Origin of the sequence: Streptomyces sp. YIM 98790, assembly GCF_011421595.1 — a bacterium.
Taxonomy (GTDB): domain Bacteria; phylum Actinomycetota; class Actinomycetes; order Streptomycetales; family Streptomycetaceae; genus Streptomyces.
In genome coordinates, this window is record NZ_WTLH01000113.1 from 1 (window position 1) to 20,226 (window position 20,226).

Below are 20,226 nucleotides of genomic sequence, written 5' to 3' on the forward strand. Positions count from 1 at the left end.
GCCCGGTCCGCGGCCGCGAGCCGGCGTGCCGGGCGCCGTCCTCGCCGTGCGGGCCGTGGCTCGCCGCGGCCGCGGCCGGCGGCCGGAGCGAGCGGGGAAGGGCCGATACAGCCATCGCGGAGTGCGCAGTCACCGCACTGCTACGCGTCGGACAAGAGCCGGTCGGCCTCCGCGGTCCTACGGTGGAGGAAACGGGCCCCGCGGCCCCGCGGCAGCCCCCCGCACCGCGGGATCAGCGCGCTGCCGCCGATCTCCCGTCACCCCATCGGAAGGGCCGGTCACGCGATGACTACAGCGACAACCACCCACGCGTTCTGGCTCGCCGGCCGCGCGGCGACCGGCGAGGACACCTTGGACGTCACCTCGCCCTGGGACGGCCGTACCGTCGGCACCGTCTCCGTTCCCACCCCGCGGCAGACCGAGCTGGCGGTGGCCGCCGCCGCGGCCGTCGCCCCCGAGTTCGCCGCCACGCCCGCGCATGTCCGGGCCGCCGCCCTGGACCACATGGCCGCCCGGATCGGCGAGCGGGCCGAGGAGATCGCCCGGCTGATCACCGACGAGAACGGCAAGCCGCTGAAGTGGGCGCGCGCCGAGGTCGGCCGGTGCCGCTCGGTGTTCCGCTGGGCCGCCGACGAGGCCCGCCGCTTCAACGGCGCCGAGGGCCAGCGCCTGGACTCCGACCCGGGCGGCACCGGACGGCTGGCCCTGACCCGCCGCATTCCCTACGGGCCGGTGCTCGGCATCGCACCGTTCAACTTCCCGCTCAACCTCTGCGCCCACAAGGTGGCGCCGGCGCTCGCGGTGGGCGCACCGATCATCCTCAAGCCCGCGCCCGCCACCCCGCTCTCCGCGCTGCTGCTCGGTGAGCTGCTGGCCGAGACCGACCTGCCCGAGGGGGCGTGGAGCGTGCTGCCGGTGCCCAACGAGGCCATGCCGCCGCTGGTCCAGGACGAGCGGCTGCCGGTCGTCTCCTTCACCGGGTCGGCCCCGGTCGGCTACGCCATCCTGGACTCCGTGCCGCGCAAGCGGGTCACCCTGGAGCTGGGCGGCAACGGCGCCGCGGCCGTGCTGGCCGACTGGTCCTCCGACGCCGATCTGGACTGGGCCGCCCAGCGGCTGGCCGCCTTCTCCAACTATCAGGCCGGCCAGTCCTGCATCTCGGTCCAGCGGGTGATCGTCGACGAGGCGGTCCACGACCGGCTGCTGCCCCGGCTGATCGCCGCGGTGGAGGCCCAGGTGACCGGCGACCCGGCCGATCCGGCCACCGATGTCGGCCCGCTGGTCAGCGAGGAAGCGGCGGTCCGGGTGGAGGGCTGGGTCAAGGAGGCGATCGAGAGCGGTGCCACCCTGCTCACCGGCGGCACCCGGGACGGCGCCCAGTACGCCCCGACCGTGCTGGCGGACGTGTCCCCCGGCACCAGGCTGGCCCAGGAGGAGGTCTTCGGCCCGGTGATGACGGTGACCCGGGCGTCCGGCGAGGAGGAGGTGTTCGCCGCCGTCAACGACTCCAGGTACGGGCTGCAGGCGGGCGTGTTCACCCACGACCTGGCCACCGCCTTCCGCGCCCAGCGCGCCCTGGAGGTGGGCGGCGTGATCATCGGCGACGTCCCCTCCTACCGGGCCGACCAGATGCCCTACGGCGGCGTCAAGGCCTCCGGCGTCGGCCGCGAGGGCGTCCGCTACGCCATGGAGGACTACACCTACGAGCGCGTCATGGTCCTCACCGGCCTGGACGCCCTCTGAACCGGAACGGGACCCGCCGGCCCGGCGGGTCCCGTTCCGCCGGCCGGGGGGTGGGGACAGCACCACCGCGGATACGGCAGGTAACCGTAGCGACCCGCGAGGTCACGCTCCGCTAGTTTGGTGCGGGTGGCGCCGTGCGGCGCCGCCGACGAGGACGAGCGGAACGGGCCGAGGAGATGCGCGGGATGAGAGTGCGGGGCGGCGGCAGCGCGATGCGGACCCGGCTGACCGCGGCCGGGCTGGGCACGGCCGGGGTGCTGATGACCGTGCTGGCCGGCCAGCTGGGCAGCGCCACGGCCGCGGCCGGACCGGCCGCGGCGGGCCAGGGCGACACGCTGCGGCGCGACGCGGCGGCGGTCCGCGACGCGGGGAGCAGCGGGGTGGTGGCCGAGGCGCGGGACGCCCGGGGCCGCTCCCGTGCCGCCCGGGCGGGCGTGGCCGATCTGGAGACCCGCGCCCCGGTGCCGTACGACGCGTACTACCGGATCGGCAGCGACACCAAGACCTTCACCGCCGTGCTGGTGCTGCAACTGGTGCAGGACGGCCGGGTCGCACTCTCCGACACCGTGGCGGAGCTGCTGCCCGGGGCGGTCACCGGCAACGGGCACGACGCGGGCCGGATCACCGTGCGCAACCTGCTCCAGCACACCAGCGGCCTGCCCGACTACGACACCGTGCTGTTCGGCGACCTGGAGGAGCTGACCGCCGAGGCGTACCGGGAGTACCGCTTCCAGCCGCGGACGCCGCGGGAGCTGCTGGACCTCGCCCTGACCCAGCCGCCGGAGTGGCTGCCGGACGGGGACGACCCGGGCGACCCGGGGCTGCGCTGGGGCTACTCCAACACCAACTATCTGCTCGCCGGGATGATCGTCGAGAAGCTGACCGGCAACCCGTGGGAGCAGGAGGTGCACGAGCGGATCATCGAACCGCTCGGCCTGCGCCACACCTTCACCCCGGCCGGATCGGCCTATGTGCCGCAGCCCACCGCCACCGCCTACACCCGCTTCCCGGGCGACGCGGAACTCACCGACACCTCGGTGGCCCGGGGCGGCTGGGCGGACGGCGGCATCATCTCCACCACCGCCGACATGAACACCTTCCTGCGCGCCCTGATGGACGGCCGGCTGCTCGGCGGGGAGGCGCTGGCCGCCATGCGGCAGACCGTTCCGGCCACCGGCTGGGGCGAGGAGGCGCCGGAGGCCGAGTACGGGCTGGGCATCGTCTGGCGGCCGGTGGCGGGCGCGGACCCGGAGCGCTGCCCGGGCGGCGGGCTGTGGTTCCACGGCGGCACGTCGTTCGGCACCGTCTCCGAGACCGGGGTCGGCGAGGACGGCCGTCACTCGGCCGCCGCCGCGGTCTTCACGCTCGGCCTGGACGAGGAGCAGCGGGCGCGTTCCATGGCCGCCGTCCGCATGATCGACAACGCCGTCTGCGCCCCGCGCGGCAGCCGCTGAGGCCCGGGGCCCGGCCCGCCGCATCCCGCCGGTCCGGGGCGGCGCGGGGGACGTCCGGCGAGGCCGAGCCGCGGGGCCCCGCCGGAGGTCCCCCGCGTCATGTTCCAGGCTGCCGTGTCCGGCCGCCGCCGCGGCAGGGCCGGACAGTCCCCGCGGCAGGGCCGGACGGCCCCCGCCGCGACGGGGCGGGGGAGGCCGCGGCCCGGTCCGGGGAGGACGCCAAGGGGAGGACCCGGGCCGCGGCGTGCACCGGCACCGTCCCGGTCAGGCAGGACGCCGCTCCCCTTCCGCGGCGAAACCGAGACGGGCCAGCCGGAGAGTGCCGTGCAGCAGCACCTCCAGGTCCACAACGCCCCGCAGGGGCTCGGTGAGGGGAACCTCGGCGGTGGTGCAGCGGTAGGCGCCGCCCTCCGCGGAGAGGTCCGCCGCCGCCACCGTCCGGCCGTCGGCGCGGAGTTCCAGCCGGCCGCGCCCGGTCCCGCCGCCGCCCTCACCGCCCTCACCGCCGTCGGCGGAGTATTCCACCCGTACCGTGCCGACGCCGGGGCCGGAGCCCAGATCGCAGCGGCGGTAGCGCAGCACCGCCGGCCGTTCCCCGGCCCGGGCGGGCCGCACCGCGTCGCCCGCGGTCCGGGTGAGGTCGACCAGTTCCGCCCCGGACTGCTCGTCGAAGGCCGCCGCGGCCAGGCCCCGGGTCCGCACCGGGCGGGGCGCGGGACGGCCGTCGCCGGGGACGGCCAGGGTGACGGTCCGCCGGATGTCCCGGCTGGAGGCGCCGGCCTGGATCTCGTACTCGCCGCCCTCCACGGTCCAGCGGGAGTGGGCGACGTCCCAGAAGCCGAGCGCCTCGGCGGTGTCCACGGTGAAGGTGATCCGCTCGGTGGCGCCGGGCGCCGGGCGGACGCGGCGGTACGCGGCCAGCGCGCGGTGCGGGCGGGGCACGCCGGGGTTCACCGCCCGCACATAGAGCTGCACCACTTCCTCGCCGGCGCGGTCCCCGGTGTTGGTGACGCTCACCTCGGCGGTCAGGGTGCCGCTGCGGTCGTCCCGGGAGACGGTCAGCCCGTCGTAGCGGAACGAGGTGTAGGACAGGCCGTGGCCGAACGGGAACAGCGGCTCGCCGTCGTAGTAGAGGTAGGTGAGCCGGGAGCCGATGAGGTCGTAGTCCAGCAGGTCCGGCAGGTCGGCGTCGGCCGCGTACCAGGTCTGCGGCAGCCGCCCGCCGGGTGCGGTCTCGCCGTGCAGCACCCTGGCCAGCGCGGTACCGGCCGCCTGGCCGCCGTGCGCGGTCCACAGCAGGGCGGGCAGTGCCGCGGCGGCCTCGGTCACCGCATAGGGACAGGACGAGGTGAGCACCAGCACGGTCCGCGGGTTGACGGCGTGCGCGGCCCGCCACAGCCGGTCCTGCTGCGGTGGCAGGGCCAGGGTGGTGCGGTCCTCGGTCTCCCGGCCGTTGATGTGCGGGTCGTTCCCGGCGACCACGACGACCGCGTCGGCGCCTGCGGCGGCCGCGGCCACCGCCTCCGCGCCGTCCTGGAGGACCTGTCGGACGAAGGGGGTGGGCCGCTCGTCCTCCCGAGCCAGCCGCAGCCCGTCCGGCCCGGCCGTCAGCATCCGTCCGGTGCCGCGGTGCCGGATCAGCTCGCCGCCGGCGGAGTCCGGCACCAGGGTGAAGGTCTCCTGCACCACCCAGCCGCCGGGCTGCCGGGCCGAGGCCCGGACGAAGCCGTCCTCGGCGACGGAGAGGTAGTGCCCGTTCTCCGCCCGGAGGGTGAGCACCCCGCCGCCCCAGTCGGCGAGCGCGAACTGCGCGGCCCGGTCCGGGTCGGCGGCGAGGGCCAGCGGCGGCAGATCGGTGCGGCCGGCCAGCAGCGCCGGGTCGAAGGCGCCGGTGTCCCGCTGCTCGGCCACCTCGGCGTCGGGGACGGTGAGCCAGCCGTCCGGGCAGCTCAGCCGGATCAGGTCGGTGCCCTCGGCGAAGGTCACCGAGGCGGGGGCCGGGTGGCCGCGCAGTCCGTCCAGCGGGCTGACCGAGCGCAGCAGCGCGCCGCTGTACCAGTCCAGCTTGGTCTCGTCGGCCAGCGGGCCGACCACGGCCAGCCGCAGCCCGGGCGGCAGCGGCAGCAGCGGGCGCCCGTCCACGGCGTCCGCTGCCTCGTCCGCGCCGCCCGCGTCCGCGCCGCCCGCGGGCCGGGCCGCGGGGGCGTTCTTCAGCAGCACGACGGCCTGCTCCGCGGCCTCCAGGGCGAGCGCCCGGTGCTCCGGGGTGTCGTACGCGCCCTCGGCCGGGTCGTTCTCCGGCCGGTACGGGTCCAGTCCGGGATCGAACTCGCCCAGCCGGAAGCGCATGGCCAGCAGCCGCCGCACCGCCCGGTCCACGTCCTGCCGGCCGATCAGGCCGCGGTCCAGCGCGCCGCGCAGCCGGTCCAGGGTCACCGAGGAGTCCTCGCCGTGGTCGGTGAAGCTGTCCACCCCGGCGCGCAGCGCCGCGGCCAGGCCCTCCTCATGGCTGTCGTAGTAGTGCTCGGAGCCGGCGATGTTGCTGGGCGCGCCGGCGTCCGAGCAGACCACCAGCGGCTGGTCGGTCCACTGCCGCAGTTCGCTCTCCAGCAGCGGGGAGAGGTGGTTGGGACGCCCGTTGACCAGGTTGTAGGCGGGCATCACCCCGGCCACCGCGCCGGCCCGCACCGGGCCACGGAAGGCGGGCAGTTCGTACTCGTGCAGGACCCGGGCGGGCACCGAGGTGGAGGCGGTGTCCCGGGCGGTCTCGTGGTTGTGCGCCAGCCAGTGCTTCAGCACCGGGGCGGTGCGCCAGTAGCGGGGGTGGTTGCCGCGCAGGCCGCGGGTGTAGGCGGTGGCGATGGCCGCGGTGAGCACCGGGTCCTCGGCGTAGCCCTCCTCGTTGCGCCCCCACAGCGGGTGGCGGAGCTGGTTGACCACGGGGGCCCAGACGTTCAGGCCCACCCGGGGGTCCTTGGCGCGCATGGCCCTCGCCTCCCGGCCGACCGCCTCGCCGACGCGCCGCACCAGGTCGTCGTTCCAGGTGGCGCCGAGCCCCACCGCCTGCGGGAAGACGGTGGCCGGGCCCATCCAGGCCACGCCGTGCAGGGCCTCCTGCCCGGTGCGGAAGGCGGCCAGGCCGAGCCGGTCCACGGGCGGGGCGAACTGGTGGAGCATGGCCAGCCGCTCCTCGGGGGCGAGCCGGGCGAGCAGGTCCTCCACCCGCTCGGCGACCGGCAGCCGCGGATCGCGCCAGGGCGGCGGCTGCTCCGTTCCGGGGGAGGGCTGTGCCTCGGGCTGGGTCCGCGCCTGGTCCCCGGGCTGGGAGGGCCGGCCGGCGGCTGCGGGCGGGGTCACGTCAGGAGCTTCCTTTCGGGCCGCCCCGGCCGGCTCCGGGCCTGGCAGGGGCTGAACCAGCGGTGATCTATTGAAGCGCTTCGATGCTGGGTTTCCCCGGCTTTTCTGTCAAGGGGGCCGGTCGGCGGGTCCAGCCGGCCGTGCCCTGCCGTGGCCGGGATTCCCCTTGCCATCAGTGGTTGGGCGAGCCTTATTGGAACTGTTGGATGTTGTTGAGATTTCTTCGGGTGAGGTCTTGTGTGGTCTGGCGAGTCGGCTTAACCTCAGCGACACATCGAAGCGCTTCGACCGAGGCACCACCAGGGTCGTGGTGCGAGCAGAGTCGCTATGAAGGGTGTCGCCACCATGCCGAACACACGCTCCGCCCCCAGCCGGAGATCGTTCCTCGCCTCGACGGCGGTCGCCGCGGCGGCCGTCGGCAGCGCGGGCCCCCTGCTGTCCGCCTGCAGTTCGGACGGCAGCGGCGGGGACGGTGGCGGCCCGGGCCGGGTCAGCGAGAAGGACGCGAAGCAGATCCTGCCCGCCTACCAGGCCTCCGAGTTCGCGGTCGAGCCCGACATCCCCAGCCAGAACGGCTCCAGCCCCGGCTACACCAGTTACCTCCCGGTCGACGAACTCGGCGTCTCGGTGCCCGAGCCCAAGGGCGGCGGCGCGGAGCTGAGCGCCATGACCCCGCTGTGGGGCACCGCCCCCAAGCCCGGCAACGCCTACTGGACGGCGATGGACGAGGCCATCGGCGTCAAGATGACCTGGCAGACCCAGGACGGCAACACCTACGGCGACAAACTCGGTGCCGTCCTGGCCAGCAGCGACATCCCCGACCTGGTCTGCATCCCCGGCTGGGAGCTGAACAAGGGACAGATCCCCAAGGCGGTCGACCAGCGCTTCGCCGACCTCGGCCCGTACCTGTCCGGCGACAAGGTGCTCGCCTACCCCAACCTCGCGGCCGTCCCCACCCCCGCCTGGAAGGCCGCCATCTTCGGCGGCAAGCTGCGCGGCCTGCCCATGCCGCAGCAGGTCATCGGCGGTGTGGTGCCCTTCTACCGGCAGGACGTCTTCGACCGGAACGGCTGGACCCCGCCCACCAGCGCGGACGAGTTCCTCTCCTTCGCCAAGGAGGTCACCAACGCCAAGGCCAAGGTCTGGGCCTGCGAGGACTTCAAGTGGTCCGCCTGGGTCTACTTCGGGGTGCTGCCCGAGAAGCCCATGTGCTGGCGGGAGGAGGGCGGCAAGCTGGTCCACCGCTACGAGACCGACGAGTACCTGGAAGCCCTGGAGTGGACCCGCAAGCTCTACGAGGCGGGCGTGGTGCACCCGGACGCGGTGGCCGCCTCCGGTGACGCCGCGGCCCGCTTCGCGGCCGGCGAGTCGCTGATGTGGAACACCGGCTCCGGCGCCTGGCACGGCACCGTCAGCGAGCAGCGCTCCGGCGGCAACCCGGACTTCCGGATGAACGCCATGGACTTCTTCGCCTGGGACGGCGGCGACCCGGTGATCTACGCCGGCAACGGCGCCAACATCTGGACCTTCCTGAACAAGAACCTCCCCGAGGAGAAGATCCTGGCCGCCCTGGAGCTGGCCAACTTCTGCGCCGGCCCGTACGGCACCTACGAGAACCGGCTGCGCGACTACGGCGTCGAGGGCACCCACTACACCGTGCAGGACGGCCTGCCGGTGCGCACCGCCGACGGCGAGGCGCAGGCCGCCCAGGTCACCTACGGCTTCATCGCCTCCCCGGAGGTCGCCATCGCCCACCCCGACCAGCCCGAGCAGGTCGCCGACCAGTGCGGCTGGGAGCAGCGGATGATGGCCTTCGTCAAGGAGCCGATGTTCTACGGACGGCAGATCCAGGAGCCCGACCACCTGGCCAACCTCTCGGACCCGTTCGAGGCCCTGGAGGACGACGTGGTGCGCGGGCGGGCCTCGATCGGCGACATGCAGAACGCCGTCACCGAGTGGCGCCGCTCCGGCGGCGACGAACTGCGCGACTGGTACAAGCAGCTCCTGGACGAAGAGTCCGCCTGAGCCCTCCCGCACCACCCGCCCCCGCACGGTCTCCCGGCCGGCCCGGTCCCTCCCCGGGCCGGCCGGGCACCGGCACCACCACCCCAGGCGACGGAAGGACAACGCCGTGTCGCAGAGCACGGTCCCGCGCCCGCGGCCCTCGCGGACGCCGGAGGACGATGACGGCGGCGCCGCCCCGCCGCGCCCCGCCACCGGGACCGGGGACGGCCCGCCGTCCCCGTCCCGCCGCGGACGGTTCCCGCTGCCGCGCCGCGCCCGCCGCCGGGGCCTGCCCAAGGAAGACCCCCGGCTGCGCGGCGGCATCACCCTGCGCCACCGCTTCCGCCGGGACTGGCCGCTGATCGCCATGACGCTCCCGGTCGTCCTCGCGCTGCTGGTGTTCGCCTACATCCCGATCGCGGGCAATGTCATCGCCTTCAAGCACTTCTCGCCGTACAACGGGGAGAACTTCTTCGACTCCTTCGCCAACAGCGCCTCGGCCGGCTTCGCCCACTTCGAGCGGATGTGGCACGACAGCTACTTCCGGGACGCCCTGGGCAACACCCTGGTGTTCGCCTTCCTCCAGCTGGTGCTGTTCTTCCCGGTCCCCATCGCGCTGGCGCTGCTGATCAACAGCTTCCTGCACAGCAAGGTCCGGGCCTGGTCCCAGGCGGTGCTCTACCTCCCGCACTTCTTCTCCTGGGTGCTGGTGATCACCGTCTTCCAGCAGATCTTCGGCGGTGCCGGCCTGATCGCCCAGGCCGCCCGCAACTCCGGATTCGCCGACGGCTTCGACCTGATGACCGACCCCGCCTTCTTCAAATGGCTGGTCACCGCCCAGCTGATCTGGAAGGACGCGGGCTGGGGCATCATCGTCTTCCTGGCCGCGCTCTCCGCGGTCAACACCGAGCTGTACGAGTCGGCGGCGGTGGACGGCGCCGGCCGCTGGCGGCGGATGTGGCACGTCACCCTGCCCGCGCTGCGCCCGGTGATCGCGCTGCTGCTGGTGCTGCAGGTGGGCAACATGCTCTCGGTCGGCATGGAGCAGTTCCTCATCCAGCGCACCGCGGTCGGCCCCGGCGCCTCCGAGGTGCTGGACACCTATGTGTGGTTCACGGGCATCCAGCGCGGCCAGTTCAGTTACGCGGCGGCAGTCGGCATCGTCAAGGGAATCTTCAGTCTGCTCATGGTGCTGGCGGCCAACCGCGTCGCCCACGCCATGGGCGAAGCGGGGGTGTACAAGCGGTCATGAGCGTACTCACCGAGGACACCGCCGAGATCAACCGCAGGCGGCCCGCCTGGGAGGAGCAGCCCACCCGGGTCGGGCTGGTCTCCAAGGCGATCATCCTGGGCATCGCCCTGCTCGCGATCCTCTTCCCCATCTGGATCGTGGTGATGACGAGCCTGTCCGACGCCGCCACCATCAGCCGCAACGGCGGCCTGGTGGTCTGGCCGGACGGCATCACGCTGCGCGCCTACACCGAGCTGCTCAGCGGCGGCCAGGTGGCCCGGGCCATGGTGGTGGCCATCGGTGTCACCCTGGTCGGCACCCTGTTCTCCATGACCATCTCGGTGCTCTGCGCCTACGGTCTGACCCGGATGAACTCCCTCGGTCACCGCCCCATCCTGATGACCCTGCTGATCACCATGTTCTTCGGCGGGGCGGGCATCATCCCCAGCTACCTGCTGGTGCAGACGCTGGGCCTGATGGACACCTACGCGGCGCTGATCCTGCCCACCGCGGTCAACGTCTTCAACATCCTGGTGCTGCGCGCCTTCTTCATGAACATCGGCACCGAGCTGATGGACAGCGCGCGCATCGACGGCGCGGGCGAGTTCCGCATCCTGCTGCGCATCGTGCTGCCGCTCTCCCGCGCCGTACTGGCGGTGATCTCGCTGTTCTACGCGGTGGGCTACTGGGGCAACTACTTCAGCGCCTTCCTCTACATCCAGACCCAGGAGAAGCTTCCGCTGCAGAACGTGCTCCAGCAGATCGTCATCGCCCAGCAGCGGCCCACCGGCATGTCACAGGCGGTCAACACCGGCCAGATCCCGGACATCTCCGTGCAGACGGCCGTGATGGTGCTGGCCCTGATCCCGGTGGCCGTGCTCTCCCCCTTCGTCCAGAAGCACTTCAAGAAGGGCATGCTCATCGGCGCCGTCAAGGGCTGAGTCCCGGGCCAGGGAACGGCACGGAAGGCTCTCCGGAAAGGAATCCCCACCATGTCCGCGCTGAGCCGGGTGACCGGCGGACGTCTCCGCTTCGGCGGCGACTACAACCCAGAGCAGTGGCCCCGCTCGGTCTGGGCGGAGGACGTCCGGCTGATGCGCAGGGCCGGGGTCAACATGGTCACCGTCGGCGTCTTCTCCTGGGCGTCGCTGGAACCCCGCCCCGGGGCCCGGGACTTCGGCTGGCTGGACCACGTCCTGGAGCTGCTGCACTCCGGCGGGATCGACGTCTGCCTGGCCACTCCCACCGCCTCGCCGCCGCCCTGGATGGGGGTGCGCCACCCCGAGACCCTGCCCAGGGACGAGAACGGCCTGACCGTCTGGTACGGCTCCCGGCAGCAGTTCTGCGCCTCCTCACCGGTGTACCGGGAGTACGCCCGGCGGATCACCGAGGACCTGGCGCAGCGCTACGGCTCCCACCCGGCGCTGCGGCTGTGGCACGTGAACAACGAGTACTGCACCTTCTGCTGGTGCGACGAGACCGCCCGCCACTTCCGCCGCTGGCTGCGCGAGCGCTACGGCAGCCTGGAGGCGCTGAACACCGCCTGGGGCACCGCCTTCTGGAGCCAGCGCTACGACGGCTGGGAGGAGATCATCCCGCCCCGCCGGGCCCAGTACCTGCGCAACCCCAGCCAGCTCCTGGACTTCCAGCGCTTCACCTCCGACGCCCTGCTGGAGTGCTTCACCGGCGAGCGCGACATCCTCGCCGCGCACACCCCGGACATCCCGGTGACCACCAATTTCATGCCGCTCTGGCGCGGCCAGGACGGCTGGCGCTGGGCCGCCGAGGAGGACGTGGTCTCGGTCGATATCTACCCCGACCCGCGGGCCGGCTGGGAGTCCCCGGACGGCCCGGCGCACGGGGCCCTGGTGCAGGACCTCACCCGCTCCCAGGCGGGCGGGCCGTGGATGCTGATGGAACAGGCGGCCGGCCCGGTCAACTGGCGCGGCGTCAACCACCCCAAGCCGCCCGGCCTGAACCGGCTCTGGTCGCTCCAGGCGGTGGCCCGCGGCGCCGACGCGGTCTGCTACTTCCAGTGGCGCCAGTCACGGCAGGGCAGCGAGAAGTTCCACTCCGGCATGGTGCCGCACGCGGGGGAGCGGTCCCGCACCTTCCAGGAGGTGTGCGGGCTCGGCGCCGACCTGGCCCGGATCGGCCCGGAGGTGGCCGGCACCGGGGTGACCGCCCAGGTGGCGCTGCTGCACGACTGGCACTCCTGGTGGGCCGGCGACCAGCCCGGCCGCCCCTCCTCCGAACTCGACTACACCCGGGTGCTGACCTCCTGGTACCAGGCGCTGTGGGAGGAGAACCTGCTCACCGACCTGGCCCACCCCGAGCACGACCTGTCGCGCTACCCGCTGGTCGTGCTGCCGCACCTGTATCTGCTCTCCGACACCGCGCTGGACAGCCTCACCGCCTATGTGCGCGGCGGCGGCACCCTGGTCTGCGGCTACTTCACCGGCGTCGCGGACGGCGACGACCGGGTCCGCGAGGGCGGCATGGACGCCCGGCTGCGCGACCTGCTGGGCATCGCCGTCCTGCACGAATGGTGGCCGCTGCACCCCGAGGACGGACTCACCCTGGACGACGGCACCCCGGCCGGCCTGTGGTCCGAGGAACTGGACACCGTCCCCGGGAACGCCGTCACCGTGCTGGCCCGCTACGCGGACGGCGAACTGGCCGGCCGGCCCGCGGTGCTGCGCAACCGCTTCGGCGCAGGCACCGCCTGGTACCTCTCCACCCAGCCCGGGCACGGTGCGCTGCGCCGTCTGCTCGCCGATGCCGCGGCCACCGCCGGCGTCGCCCCCGTGCTGCCCGGCCTGCCGGACGGCGTGGAAGCGGTGCGCCGCGGCGACCTGCTCTTCCTCCTCAACCACCGGCGCTCGCCGGTGACCGTGCCGCTGCCCCTGCCGGGCACCGACCTGCTCACCGGCACCCGCCACACCGAGGAGGTGAGGCTGGACCGGCACGGCGTGGCCGTGCTCCGGTCCTGATCCCCCCACCCGCCCCGGCCGGACGGAGCGGCCCGCCGCCTCGATATGACCGGGACACAACAGAAAAGGAAGCAGCACGCATGAAACGAGCCGCACGCAAGCTCTTCCTGGTACCGCTGACCGCCCTGCTGGCGGCGCTCGGCGTGACCTTCACCCTCAGCGCCGCCCCGGCGCACGCCGCCGTCTGGTCGAGTTGCGACCAGTGGGGCAACTGGACGGACCCGGACGGCTACATCATCTACAACAACATCTGGGGCTCCGGAGCCGGCAGCCAGTGCATCGAGGCCGACTCGCACGCAAGCTGGACGGTGACCGCCGACCACCCCAACACCGGCGGCATCAAGTCCTACCCCAATGCCAAGTACATCGTCGACAAGCCGCTCAACCAGATCACCTCGCTGACCAGCTCGCACCGGGAGTCGGTGCCCTCCGCCGGGGCCTACAACACGGCCTATGACGTCTGGGACACCGACTACGACCACGAGATCATGATCTGGGAGAACTGGTTCGGCCCGGTCGGGCCGCTCGGCTCGTCCGAGGGCCGGTTCACCATCGGCGGCGCCTCCTACGACGTCTACCGGGGCAGCAACGGCCACAACAATGTCTATTCGTTCCTGCGCACCAGCCAGCGCACCTCCGGGACGGTGGACCTGCTGGCCGTGCTGCGCTGGATCGCGGACCGCGGCTGGATCAGCCAGTCCGAGCAGATCGGTGACGTCCAGTTCGGCTACGAGATCACCTCGGCCTCCGGCGGGCTGACCTTCCGCACCCAGGACTTCAGCGTGACCGAAGGCACCGGCTCCACCTCGGGCGGCTCCACCTCGGGCGGGTCCACCTCGGGCGGGTCCACCTCGGGCGGGTCCACCACGGGCGGGTCCACGACGGGCGGTTCCACCGGCGGCACGGGCGGCTGCTCCGCCGCCTACCGCACGACGAACGACTGGGGCTCCGGCTTCACCGGCGAGGTCGCCATCTCCTGCTCGGGCGCCTCGCTCAACGGCTGGACCGCGAGCTGGACCTGGCCCTCCGGCCAGCAGCTCAGCCAGTCCTGGGGGGCCGACTGCAGCCAGAGCGGCACCCGCGTGACCTGCCGCAACGTCGACTGGAACGCGGGCGTGCCGGACGGCGGTTCGGTCTCCTTCGGCTTCATCGCCCACCACAACGGCACCAACACCGCCCCCTCGGACATCACCGTCTCCTGACGGCGCCGCACCCCGGCAGCCGCCACGGCGAAGGGGCCCGGTGCCCGGCCCACCGGCCGGGCACCGGGCCCCCTTCCCCCTTCCCGGGGCTCCGCGCTCCGCTCCTCACTCCCCGGCCGTGACCGGCAGCCGCGCCCCGTCCCGCAGGAACAGCGGGATGCGCTCCAGCGGCGCGGGCACGGTCACCTCGCCGCCGCCCGGGTACTCCTCGCCCGTCCAGGCGTCCGTCCAGCGCGCGCCCTCCGGCAGATGGACCGCGCGCTCCCGCGCCCCCGCCTCAAGCACCGGCGCCACCAGGACGTCCGGGCCGAACAGATAGGCGTCCGCCACCTGCCAGGCCCGCTCGTCGCGCGGGAACTCCAGGAACAGCGGCCGCATGACCGGCAGGCCCTCCTCGTGCGCGACGCGCATCTGCTCCAGCACATAGGGCTTGATCCGCTCCCGCAGCCGCAGATACGACTCCAGGATCGCCCCCGCCTCCTCGCCGTAGGACCACACCTCGTTCGGCCCGCCGGTCATCTCCGGGCCCAGCGGCATGGCCGGGTCCCGGAAGCCGTGCAGCCGCATCAGCGGCGAGAAGGTCCCGAACTGGAACCACCGCACCATGACCTCGCGGTAGGCAGGGTCGTCCGGGTCCCCGCCGTGGAAGCCGCCGATGTCCGTGTTCCACCACGGGATGCCGGACAGCGCGGTGTTCAGCCCGGCCGCGATCTGCCGCCGCAGGGTGGCGAAGTCGGTGCCGATGTCGCCGGACCACAGCGCCGCGCCGTAGCGCTGGCTGCCCGCCCAGGCCGAGCGGTTGAGGGTGACCACCTCGTTCTCGCCGGCCGCGGTCAGGCCCTCGTAGAACGCCCGCGCGTTCTCCCGCGGGTAGAGGTTGCCCACCTCCAGGCCGGGGCCGGCGTGGTAGCGCAGATTGGCCGGGAAGCCCGGCTTCAGCTCCGGCTCGCAGGCGTCCAGCCAGAACGCCGAGATGCCGTACGGCTCCAGGTAGTTCTCCTTCACCCGGGACCAGACGAACTCCCGGGCCTCCGGGTTGGTCGCGTCGTAGAACGCCACCTGCACCGTTGCGGCGACCTCCTTGTCCGGCCAGTCGGCGTGCGCCATCGGGCCGTACTCGGTGCCGATGAAGTAGCCCTTCTGTTCCATCACCGGGTGGTTCTCGCTCAGCGGCGAGACGGACGGCCAGACGGAGACCACCAGCTTGATGCCCATGCCGGCCAGTTCGCGCACCATCGCGGCCGGGTCGGGCCACTCGGCCGGGTCGAACTTCCACTCGCCCAGGTGCGTCCAGTGGAAGAAGTCGCAGACGATCGCGGAGATCGGCAGCCCGCGCCGCCGGTACTCGCGGGCCACCTGGAGCAGCTCCTCCTGGGTGCGGTAGCGCAGCTTGCACTGCCAGAATCCGGCGGCCCACTCGGGCAGCAGCGGGGTGCGGCCGGTGACCGCACTGTAGCGGCGCTGGGCCTCGGCCGGGTCCCCGGCGGTGATCCAGTAGTCGATCTGCCGGGCGCTGTCCGCCACCCAGCGGGTGCCGTTGACGCCCAGCTCCACCCGGCCGATGGCCGGGTTGTTCCACAGCAGGGTGTAGCCGCGGCTGGAGGTCAGCACCGGGATGGAGACCTCGGCGTTGCGCTGCACCAGGTCCAGCACCACACCCTTCTGGTCCAGCAGCCCGTGCTGGTGCTGGCCCAGCCCGTACAGCCGCTCGCCCTCGTAGGCGGCGAAGCGCTGCTCCAGGCGGTGGTAGCCGTTGCCGCCGGCGGTGTAGAGCCGGGAGCCCGGCCACCAGAAGTGGGCGCGCTCCTCGGCCAGCAGCTCCTCACCGCCGGGGGCGCGCAGGAAGCGGATCATGCCCTCGGCGTTCACCTCGGCGGTGATCGCGCCGTTGGTGAGGATGCCGGAACCGTTCTGGATCTTGACGGAGGCGCCGGGGGAGTCCGGGCGCTCGGGCGCGAGCGCGCCGGGCAGCTCCGGCAGCACGGGGCCGCCGAGGCGGGCCCGGACCCGGATCGCGTCCGGGCCCCAGGGCTCGACGCGGAGTATCTCCTGCCGCCCGCTCCACTCCAGAGCGCCGTCGCGCTCCCGCAGGGTGCCGACGGTGGGCGACGACTGGGCGAGTGACACAGCGGGCGCAGAGTCGTTCAACAGAACTCCCTAGAAGAGGACAGACGGGCGGTGCGGGCGGTGCGGACGGTCCGGACGGTGCGGGCGGTCCGGACGGGGGTGCGGAGCGGGGCGGGGCAAGGCGGTCCGGCGCGGTGCGGGGCGGGGGCCGGGCGACGGTCGGCCCCCGCCCCGCACCGCCGTCGCGGCGTGAGCCGCCGCAGGCGGCGGCTCACGGCTGGTGGGGCGCCGGGCCGGTGCTGGAGCGGGCGGTGAGCTGCGGCGGGAGGAGCTCGACCCGGTCCGGTACCCGGGCCGCCGCCGCGGAGGCGACGCCGTTGTGCCCGTTGCCGCGTCCGCCGGCCGCCTCGGCCGCGTCCACCTTGGCCATCACCAGCTCCACGGCCCGGCGGCCCATCTGCTCGGCCGGTATGGCCACCGAGGTCAGCGCCACCGAGTGCTGGGTGGCCACCTGCTCCGGGCAGACCGCCACCACCGACACGTCCTCCGGCACGGCTCTGCCCTGCTGCCGCAGCAGGCTGAGCAGCGGCCCGATGGCCGCCTCGTTCTGCACCACGAAACCGGTGGTGCGGGGGCGTTCGTCGAAGATCCGGGCCAGGGTGCCGGCCACCGACTCGTACGTCCCCTCGCAGGGCCGGTGCAGCATCCGCACCCCGTACTCCCCGACGCCCTCGCGGATGCCGCTCATGGTGCGCTCGGCGAAGCCGGTGTGCCGCTCATAGACTCCGGCCGCCTCGCCGATCACCGCGATCTCCCGGTGGCCGAGCCCGGCCAGATGCTCCACACAGAGCCGCCCGGTGGCCGTGAAGTCCAGATCGACGCAGGTCAGGCCGGTGGTGTCGGCGGGCAGCCCGATCAGTACGGCGGGCCGGTCGGCCTCGTGCACCAGCGGCAGCCGGTCGTCCTCCAGTTCCACGTCCATGAGGATCATGGCGTCGGCCAGTCCGCTGCCCACCACCCGGCGCACGGCGGCGGGGCCCTCCTGCCCGGTGAGCAGCAGCACGTCGCGGTCGCGCTCGCGCGCGGTGGTGGCCACCGCGAGGGCGATCTCCATCATCACCGGCACGTACATGTCGGTGCGCAGCGGCATCATGAGCGCGATGATGTTGGAGCGGCTGCTGGCGAGCGCGCGGGCGCCCGCGTTGGGGTGGTAGCCCAGCTCACGGATGGAGCGCTCCACACGGTCACGGGTCGGCTTGGAGATGGTCCGCTTGCCGCTGAGGACATAGCTCACCGTGCTGGCGGAGACGCCGGCATGCCGGGCGACCTCGGCGAGGGTGACCATAGAGCTCTCCCAGTCTCAGAAGAAGCCGTGGAACGGGAAGGATGACGGCTGCGACGGACTGGTGAAGCGCTTCGATTGCGCCTCGCCCGCCGTCAGGCGATGTTTAGTTGCCCTGCCGCACTGACACTAAACCGGCCGTGAGCGGCTGTCCAGAGATTCATCGAAGCGCTTCAACGATCCTCCCCGGCTCCCGCCCCCACCCGGGGTCCGGCCCGCCACTCGCGCCGAGACGAGTGGTGCACTCTGCCCGGATCGGGTACATACGCCATAGATACGCACCAGTAGCCATCAGCACGCACCCCCTGTCCCGGCACGACCCAGGCATACAACCCAGGCATACCCTGCCAGACCACCCGCGGTCGCCGATGACCTCGACGACGAGGAGGCGCGATGACAGCCCTGCACGGCGCGCACGGCACCCCCCAGACAACCCCCGTGACCGAACGGGAGGCCCGACGGGTCGCGGAGGCGGCCCGGGAGCAGGAGTGGCGCAAGCCCAGCTTCGCCAAGGAACTCTTCCTCGGCCGCCTCCGGCTCGACCTCATCCATCCCCACCCGGAGCCGGACGGCGAGGCCGTGCGGGAGGGCGAGGAGTTCCTCGCCCGGCTCCGCGAGTTCTGCGCCACCCGCATCGACGGCGGCCGGATCGAGCGGGAGGCCCGCATTCCCGACGACGTCGTCCGCGGCCTGCGCGGACTCGGCGCCTTCGGCATGAAGATCTCCCCCCGCTACGGCGGCCTGGGTCTCACCCAGCTCTACTACAACAAGGCCCTCGCCCTGGTCGGCTCCGTGAGCCCGGCCGTGGGCGCGCTGCTCTCCGCCCACCAGTCCATCGGCGTGCCCGAGCCGCTCAAGCGGTTCGGCACCGAGGAGCAGAAGGAGCGTTATCTGCCGCGCTGCGCCCGGGGCGCCGTCTCGGCCTTCCTGCTCACCGAGCCGGACGTCGGCTCCGACCCGGCCCGCCTCGCCACCACCGCCGTTCCCGAATCCGGCCCCGGCGGGGAAGACGAGGGCGGCGACGGCGGCGGCTACCTCCTCAACGGCACCAAGCTGTGGACCACCAACGGCGTGATCGCCGACCTGCTGGTGGTCATGGCCCGGGTGCCCGCCTCGCCCGGCCACCCCGGCGGCATCACCGCCTTCGTGGTGGAGGCCGACTCGCCCGGCATCACCGTCGAGCACCGCAACGCCTTCATGGGCCTGCGCGGCATCGAGAACGGCGTCACCCGCTTCACGGACGTACGGGTCCCGGCCGACCAGCGGATCGGGGAGGAGGGCAGCGGTCTGAAGATCGCCCTCACCACTCTCAACACCGGCCGCCTCTCGCTGCCCGCCATGTGCGCGGGCGCGGGCAAGTGGTGCCTGCGCATCGCCCGCCAGTGGTCGGAGTCCCGCGTCCAGTGGGGCAGGCCCATCGCCAAGCACGAGGCCGTCGGCAGCAAGATCTCCTTCATCGCCGCCACCACCTTCGCCCTGGAGGCGGTGCTCGACCTCTGCTCCCAGATGGCCGACGAGGACCGCCGCGACATCCGCATCGAGGCCGCCCTGGCCAAGCTCTACGGCAGCGAGATGGCCTGGCGGATCGCGGACGAACTCGTCCAGATCCGCGGGGGGCGCGGCTTCGAGACCGCCGACTCGCTGGCCGCCCGCGGCGAGCGCGGCGTCCCCGCCGAACAGCTCCTGCGCGACCTGCGCATCAACCGCATCTTCGAGGGCTCCACGGAGATCATGCATCTGCTCATCGCCCGCGAGGCGGTGGACACCCACCTCAAGGTCGCCGGCGACCTGGTCGACCCGGAGTCCAGCATGGCCGAGAAACGGCACGCCGCGCTGGCCGCCGCCCGCTTCTACGCCCGCTGGCTGCCGAAGCTGGCCGCGGGCAAGGGGCAGATCCCGTTCTCCTACGCCGCGTTCCGCCGCCGCGACCACCCCGACCTGGCCGTCCATCTGCGCTACGTGGAACGGGCGGCCCGCAAGCTGGCCCGCTCCACCTTCTACGCCATGTCCCGCTGGCAGGGCGGCCTGGAGTCCCGGCAGTCCTTCCTGGGGCGGATCGTGGACATCGGGGCCGAACTGTTCGCCATGAGCGCCGCCTGCGTGCGCGCCGAACGCCTGCGCGTCCGCACCGACCACGGAGGCCCCGCCTACGAACTCGCCGACGCCTTCTGCCGCCAGGCACACCTGCGGGTGGAGACCCTGTTCCGCGACCTGTGGCACAACACCGACACCGCGGACCGGCTGATCACCACCCACGTGCTCGCCGACGAGTACACCTGGCTGGAGGAGGGCATCCTCGATCCCTCCACCCCCGGCCCCTGGATCGCCGGCACCGCACCGCCCGGGCCCGGCACCGACACCGTCCGGAAGAACGTCCACCGGCCCATCCCCTGACGGCGGGCGCCCTTCCCGGCCCTCAGCCCTGGTGGATGCGGATCGCGGTGTGGACGGCGATCAGCAGCACACAGAGCGGGATGGCCAGGCGGTAGAGCAGCTTGGCGATCCAGGTCACGGCCTCGGAGCGGACATCCGGCCGCTGCCGCCCGGAGACCAGGGTGAGGACCCCGGCGACCACCGCCAGGACCAGCCCGACGACCGACAGGGCAGGCACGCCGCCGGGTGTCTCCCCGATGGTCCTCAGCGCGTCCCAGTAGGTCTCGCCCGTCTGGTCCGTCCGGGTCGTCACGTCCCGGTGGAAGGCCACCAGCTCGGCGATCGCGGTGAGGGCGAGGACGGCCGAGACGCCCGCGGCGGCCAGCGCCGAGACCGGCACGGCCAGCGCTCCCCGGCGCTCCCCGGAGGACGGCCGGGCGGCCGCCGCCGGCCCCCGCCG

The 20,226-nt window shown here is 73.2% G+C and carries 12 protein-coding genes and 1 pseudogene; 9 read left to right on the plus strand and 4 right to left on the minus strand.

Annotated features, from left to right (window positions below; translation table 11 throughout):
* Positions 1-285: 285 nt before the first annotated feature.
* Positions 286-1,743: an aldehyde dehydrogenase family protein gene (locus GQS09_RS18370; RefSeq protein WP_165987610.1), complete on the plus strand. Its 1,458-nt coding sequence runs from the start codon at positions 286-288 to the stop codon at positions 1,741-1,743.
* Between the two features lie 185 nt (positions 1,744-1,928).
* Positions 1,929-3,197, plus strand: a complete 1,269-nt coding sequence (locus GQS09_RS18375; protein WP_243761538.1) for a serine hydrolase — start codon at positions 1,929-1,931, stop codon at positions 3,195-3,197.
* A gap of 264 nt (positions 3,198-3,461) precedes the next feature.
* Here the strand turns inward: GQS09_RS18375 and GQS09_RS18380 are convergent, their stop codons facing one another.
* Positions 3,462-6,419 carry a glycoside hydrolase family 3 C-terminal domain-containing protein gene (locus tag GQS09_RS18380; protein ID WP_313896205.1) on the minus strand — a complete coding sequence of 986 codons (2,958 nt, stop codon included), beginning with the start codon at positions 6,417-6,419 and terminating at the stop codon, positions 3,462-3,464.
* 480 nt (positions 6,420-6,899) lie between these two features.
* Between GQS09_RS18380 and GQS09_RS18385 the strand changes: the two genes are divergently transcribed.
* The 6 genes and pseudogenes from GQS09_RS18385 (at position 6,900) to GQS09_RS29670 (ending at position 13,984) form a co-directional block, all read left to right on the plus strand.
* The gene (locus tag GQS09_RS18385; protein ID WP_165987613.1) at positions 6,900-8,579 is read left to right on the plus strand and encodes an extracellular solute-binding protein; all 1,680 of its coding nucleotides are present in this window, start codon (positions 6,900-6,902) and stop codon (positions 8,577-8,579) included.
* 106 nt (positions 8,580-8,685) lie between these two features.
* Positions 8,686-9,810, plus strand: a complete 1,125-nt coding sequence (locus tag GQS09_RS18390; RefSeq protein WP_399552558.1) for an ABC transporter permease — start codon at positions 8,686-8,688, stop codon at positions 9,808-9,810.
* Positions 9,807-10,730: a carbohydrate ABC transporter permease gene (locus GQS09_RS18395; RefSeq protein ID WP_165987615.1), complete on the plus strand. Its 924-nt coding sequence runs from the start codon at positions 9,807-9,809 to the stop codon at positions 10,728-10,730. The genes GQS09_RS18390 and GQS09_RS18395 overlap by 4 nt, the downstream gene beginning before the upstream one ends.
* A gap of 51 nt (positions 10,731-10,781) precedes the next feature.
* Positions 10,782-12,782, plus strand: coding sequence for a beta-galactosidase (locus GQS09_RS18400; protein ID WP_165987617.1), 2,001 nt, complete (start codon positions 10,782-10,784; stop codon positions 12,780-12,782).
* Between the two features lie 80 nt (positions 12,783-12,862).
* A pseudogene (locus GQS09_RS29665) lies at positions 12,863-13,576 on the plus strand (hypothetical protein); the annotation flags it as partial.
* The gene (locus GQS09_RS29670; protein ID WP_313896206.1) at positions 13,565-13,984 is read left to right on the plus strand and encodes a cellulose binding domain-containing protein; all 420 of its coding nucleotides are present in this window, start codon (positions 13,565-13,567) and stop codon (positions 13,982-13,984) included. The pseudogene GQS09_RS29665 and the gene GQS09_RS29670, both read left to right, overlap by 12 nt.
* A gap of 105 nt (positions 13,985-14,089) precedes the next feature.
* On the opposite strand, the gene GQS09_RS18410 is transcribed toward GQS09_RS29670, so the two are convergent.
* Positions 14,090-16,132: a glycoside hydrolase family 31 protein gene (locus GQS09_RS18410; RefSeq protein ID WP_243761539.1), complete on the minus strand. Its 2,043-nt coding sequence runs from the start codon at positions 16,130-16,132 to the stop codon at positions 14,090-14,092.
* A gap of 190 nt (positions 16,133-16,322) precedes the next feature.
* The gene (locus tag GQS09_RS18415; protein ID WP_165987621.1) at positions 16,323-17,396 is read right to left on the minus strand and encodes a LacI family DNA-binding transcriptional regulator; all 1,074 of its coding nucleotides are present in this window, start codon (positions 17,394-17,396) and stop codon (positions 16,323-16,325) included.
* Positions 17,397-17,786: 390 nt separating this feature from the next.
* Here GQS09_RS18415 and GQS09_RS18420 point away from each other — a divergent pair, with 390 nt between their 5' ends.
* A complete protein-coding gene (locus GQS09_RS18420; protein WP_165987623.1) occupies positions 17,787-19,787 on the plus strand; it encodes an acyl-CoA dehydrogenase family protein in 2,001 nt (666 codons plus the stop codon).
* 22 nt (positions 19,788-19,809) lie between these two features.
* Here GQS09_RS18420 and GQS09_RS18425 read toward each other — a convergent pair.
* On the minus strand, positions 19,810-20,226 hold a 417-nt coding region (locus GQS09_RS18425; protein ID WP_165987626.1), incomplete at its 5' end, for a hypothetical protein.

Bases quoted from the DNA above. Each gene is read 5' to 3' on its own strand.
- GQS09_RS18415 (WP_165987621.1), bottom strand. From the start codon at position 17,396: ATGGTCACCCTCGCCGAGGTCGCCCGGCATGCCGGCGTCTCCGCCAGC.
- GQS09_RS18385 (WP_165987613.1), top strand. From the start codon at position 6,900: ATGCCGAACACACGCTCCGCCCCCAGCCGGAGATCGTTCCTCGCCTCG.
- GQS09_RS18370 (WP_165987610.1), top strand. From the start codon at position 286: ATGACTACAGCGACAACCACCCACGCGTTCTGGCTCGCCGGCCGCGCG.
- GQS09_RS18400 (WP_165987617.1), top strand. From the start codon at position 10,782: ATGTCCGCGCTGAGCCGGGTGACCGGCGGACGTCTCCGCTTCGGCGGC.
- GQS09_RS18395 (WP_165987615.1), top strand. From the start codon at position 9,807: ATGAGCGTACTCACCGAGGACACCGCCGAGATCAACCGCAGGCGGCCC.
- GQS09_RS18420 (WP_165987623.1), top strand. From the start codon at position 17,787: ATGACAGCCCTGCACGGCGCGCACGGCACCCCCCAGACAACCCCCGTG.
- GQS09_RS18375 (WP_243761538.1), top strand. From the start codon at position 1,929: ATGAGAGTGCGGGGCGGCGGCAGCGCGATGCGGACCCGGCTGACCGCG.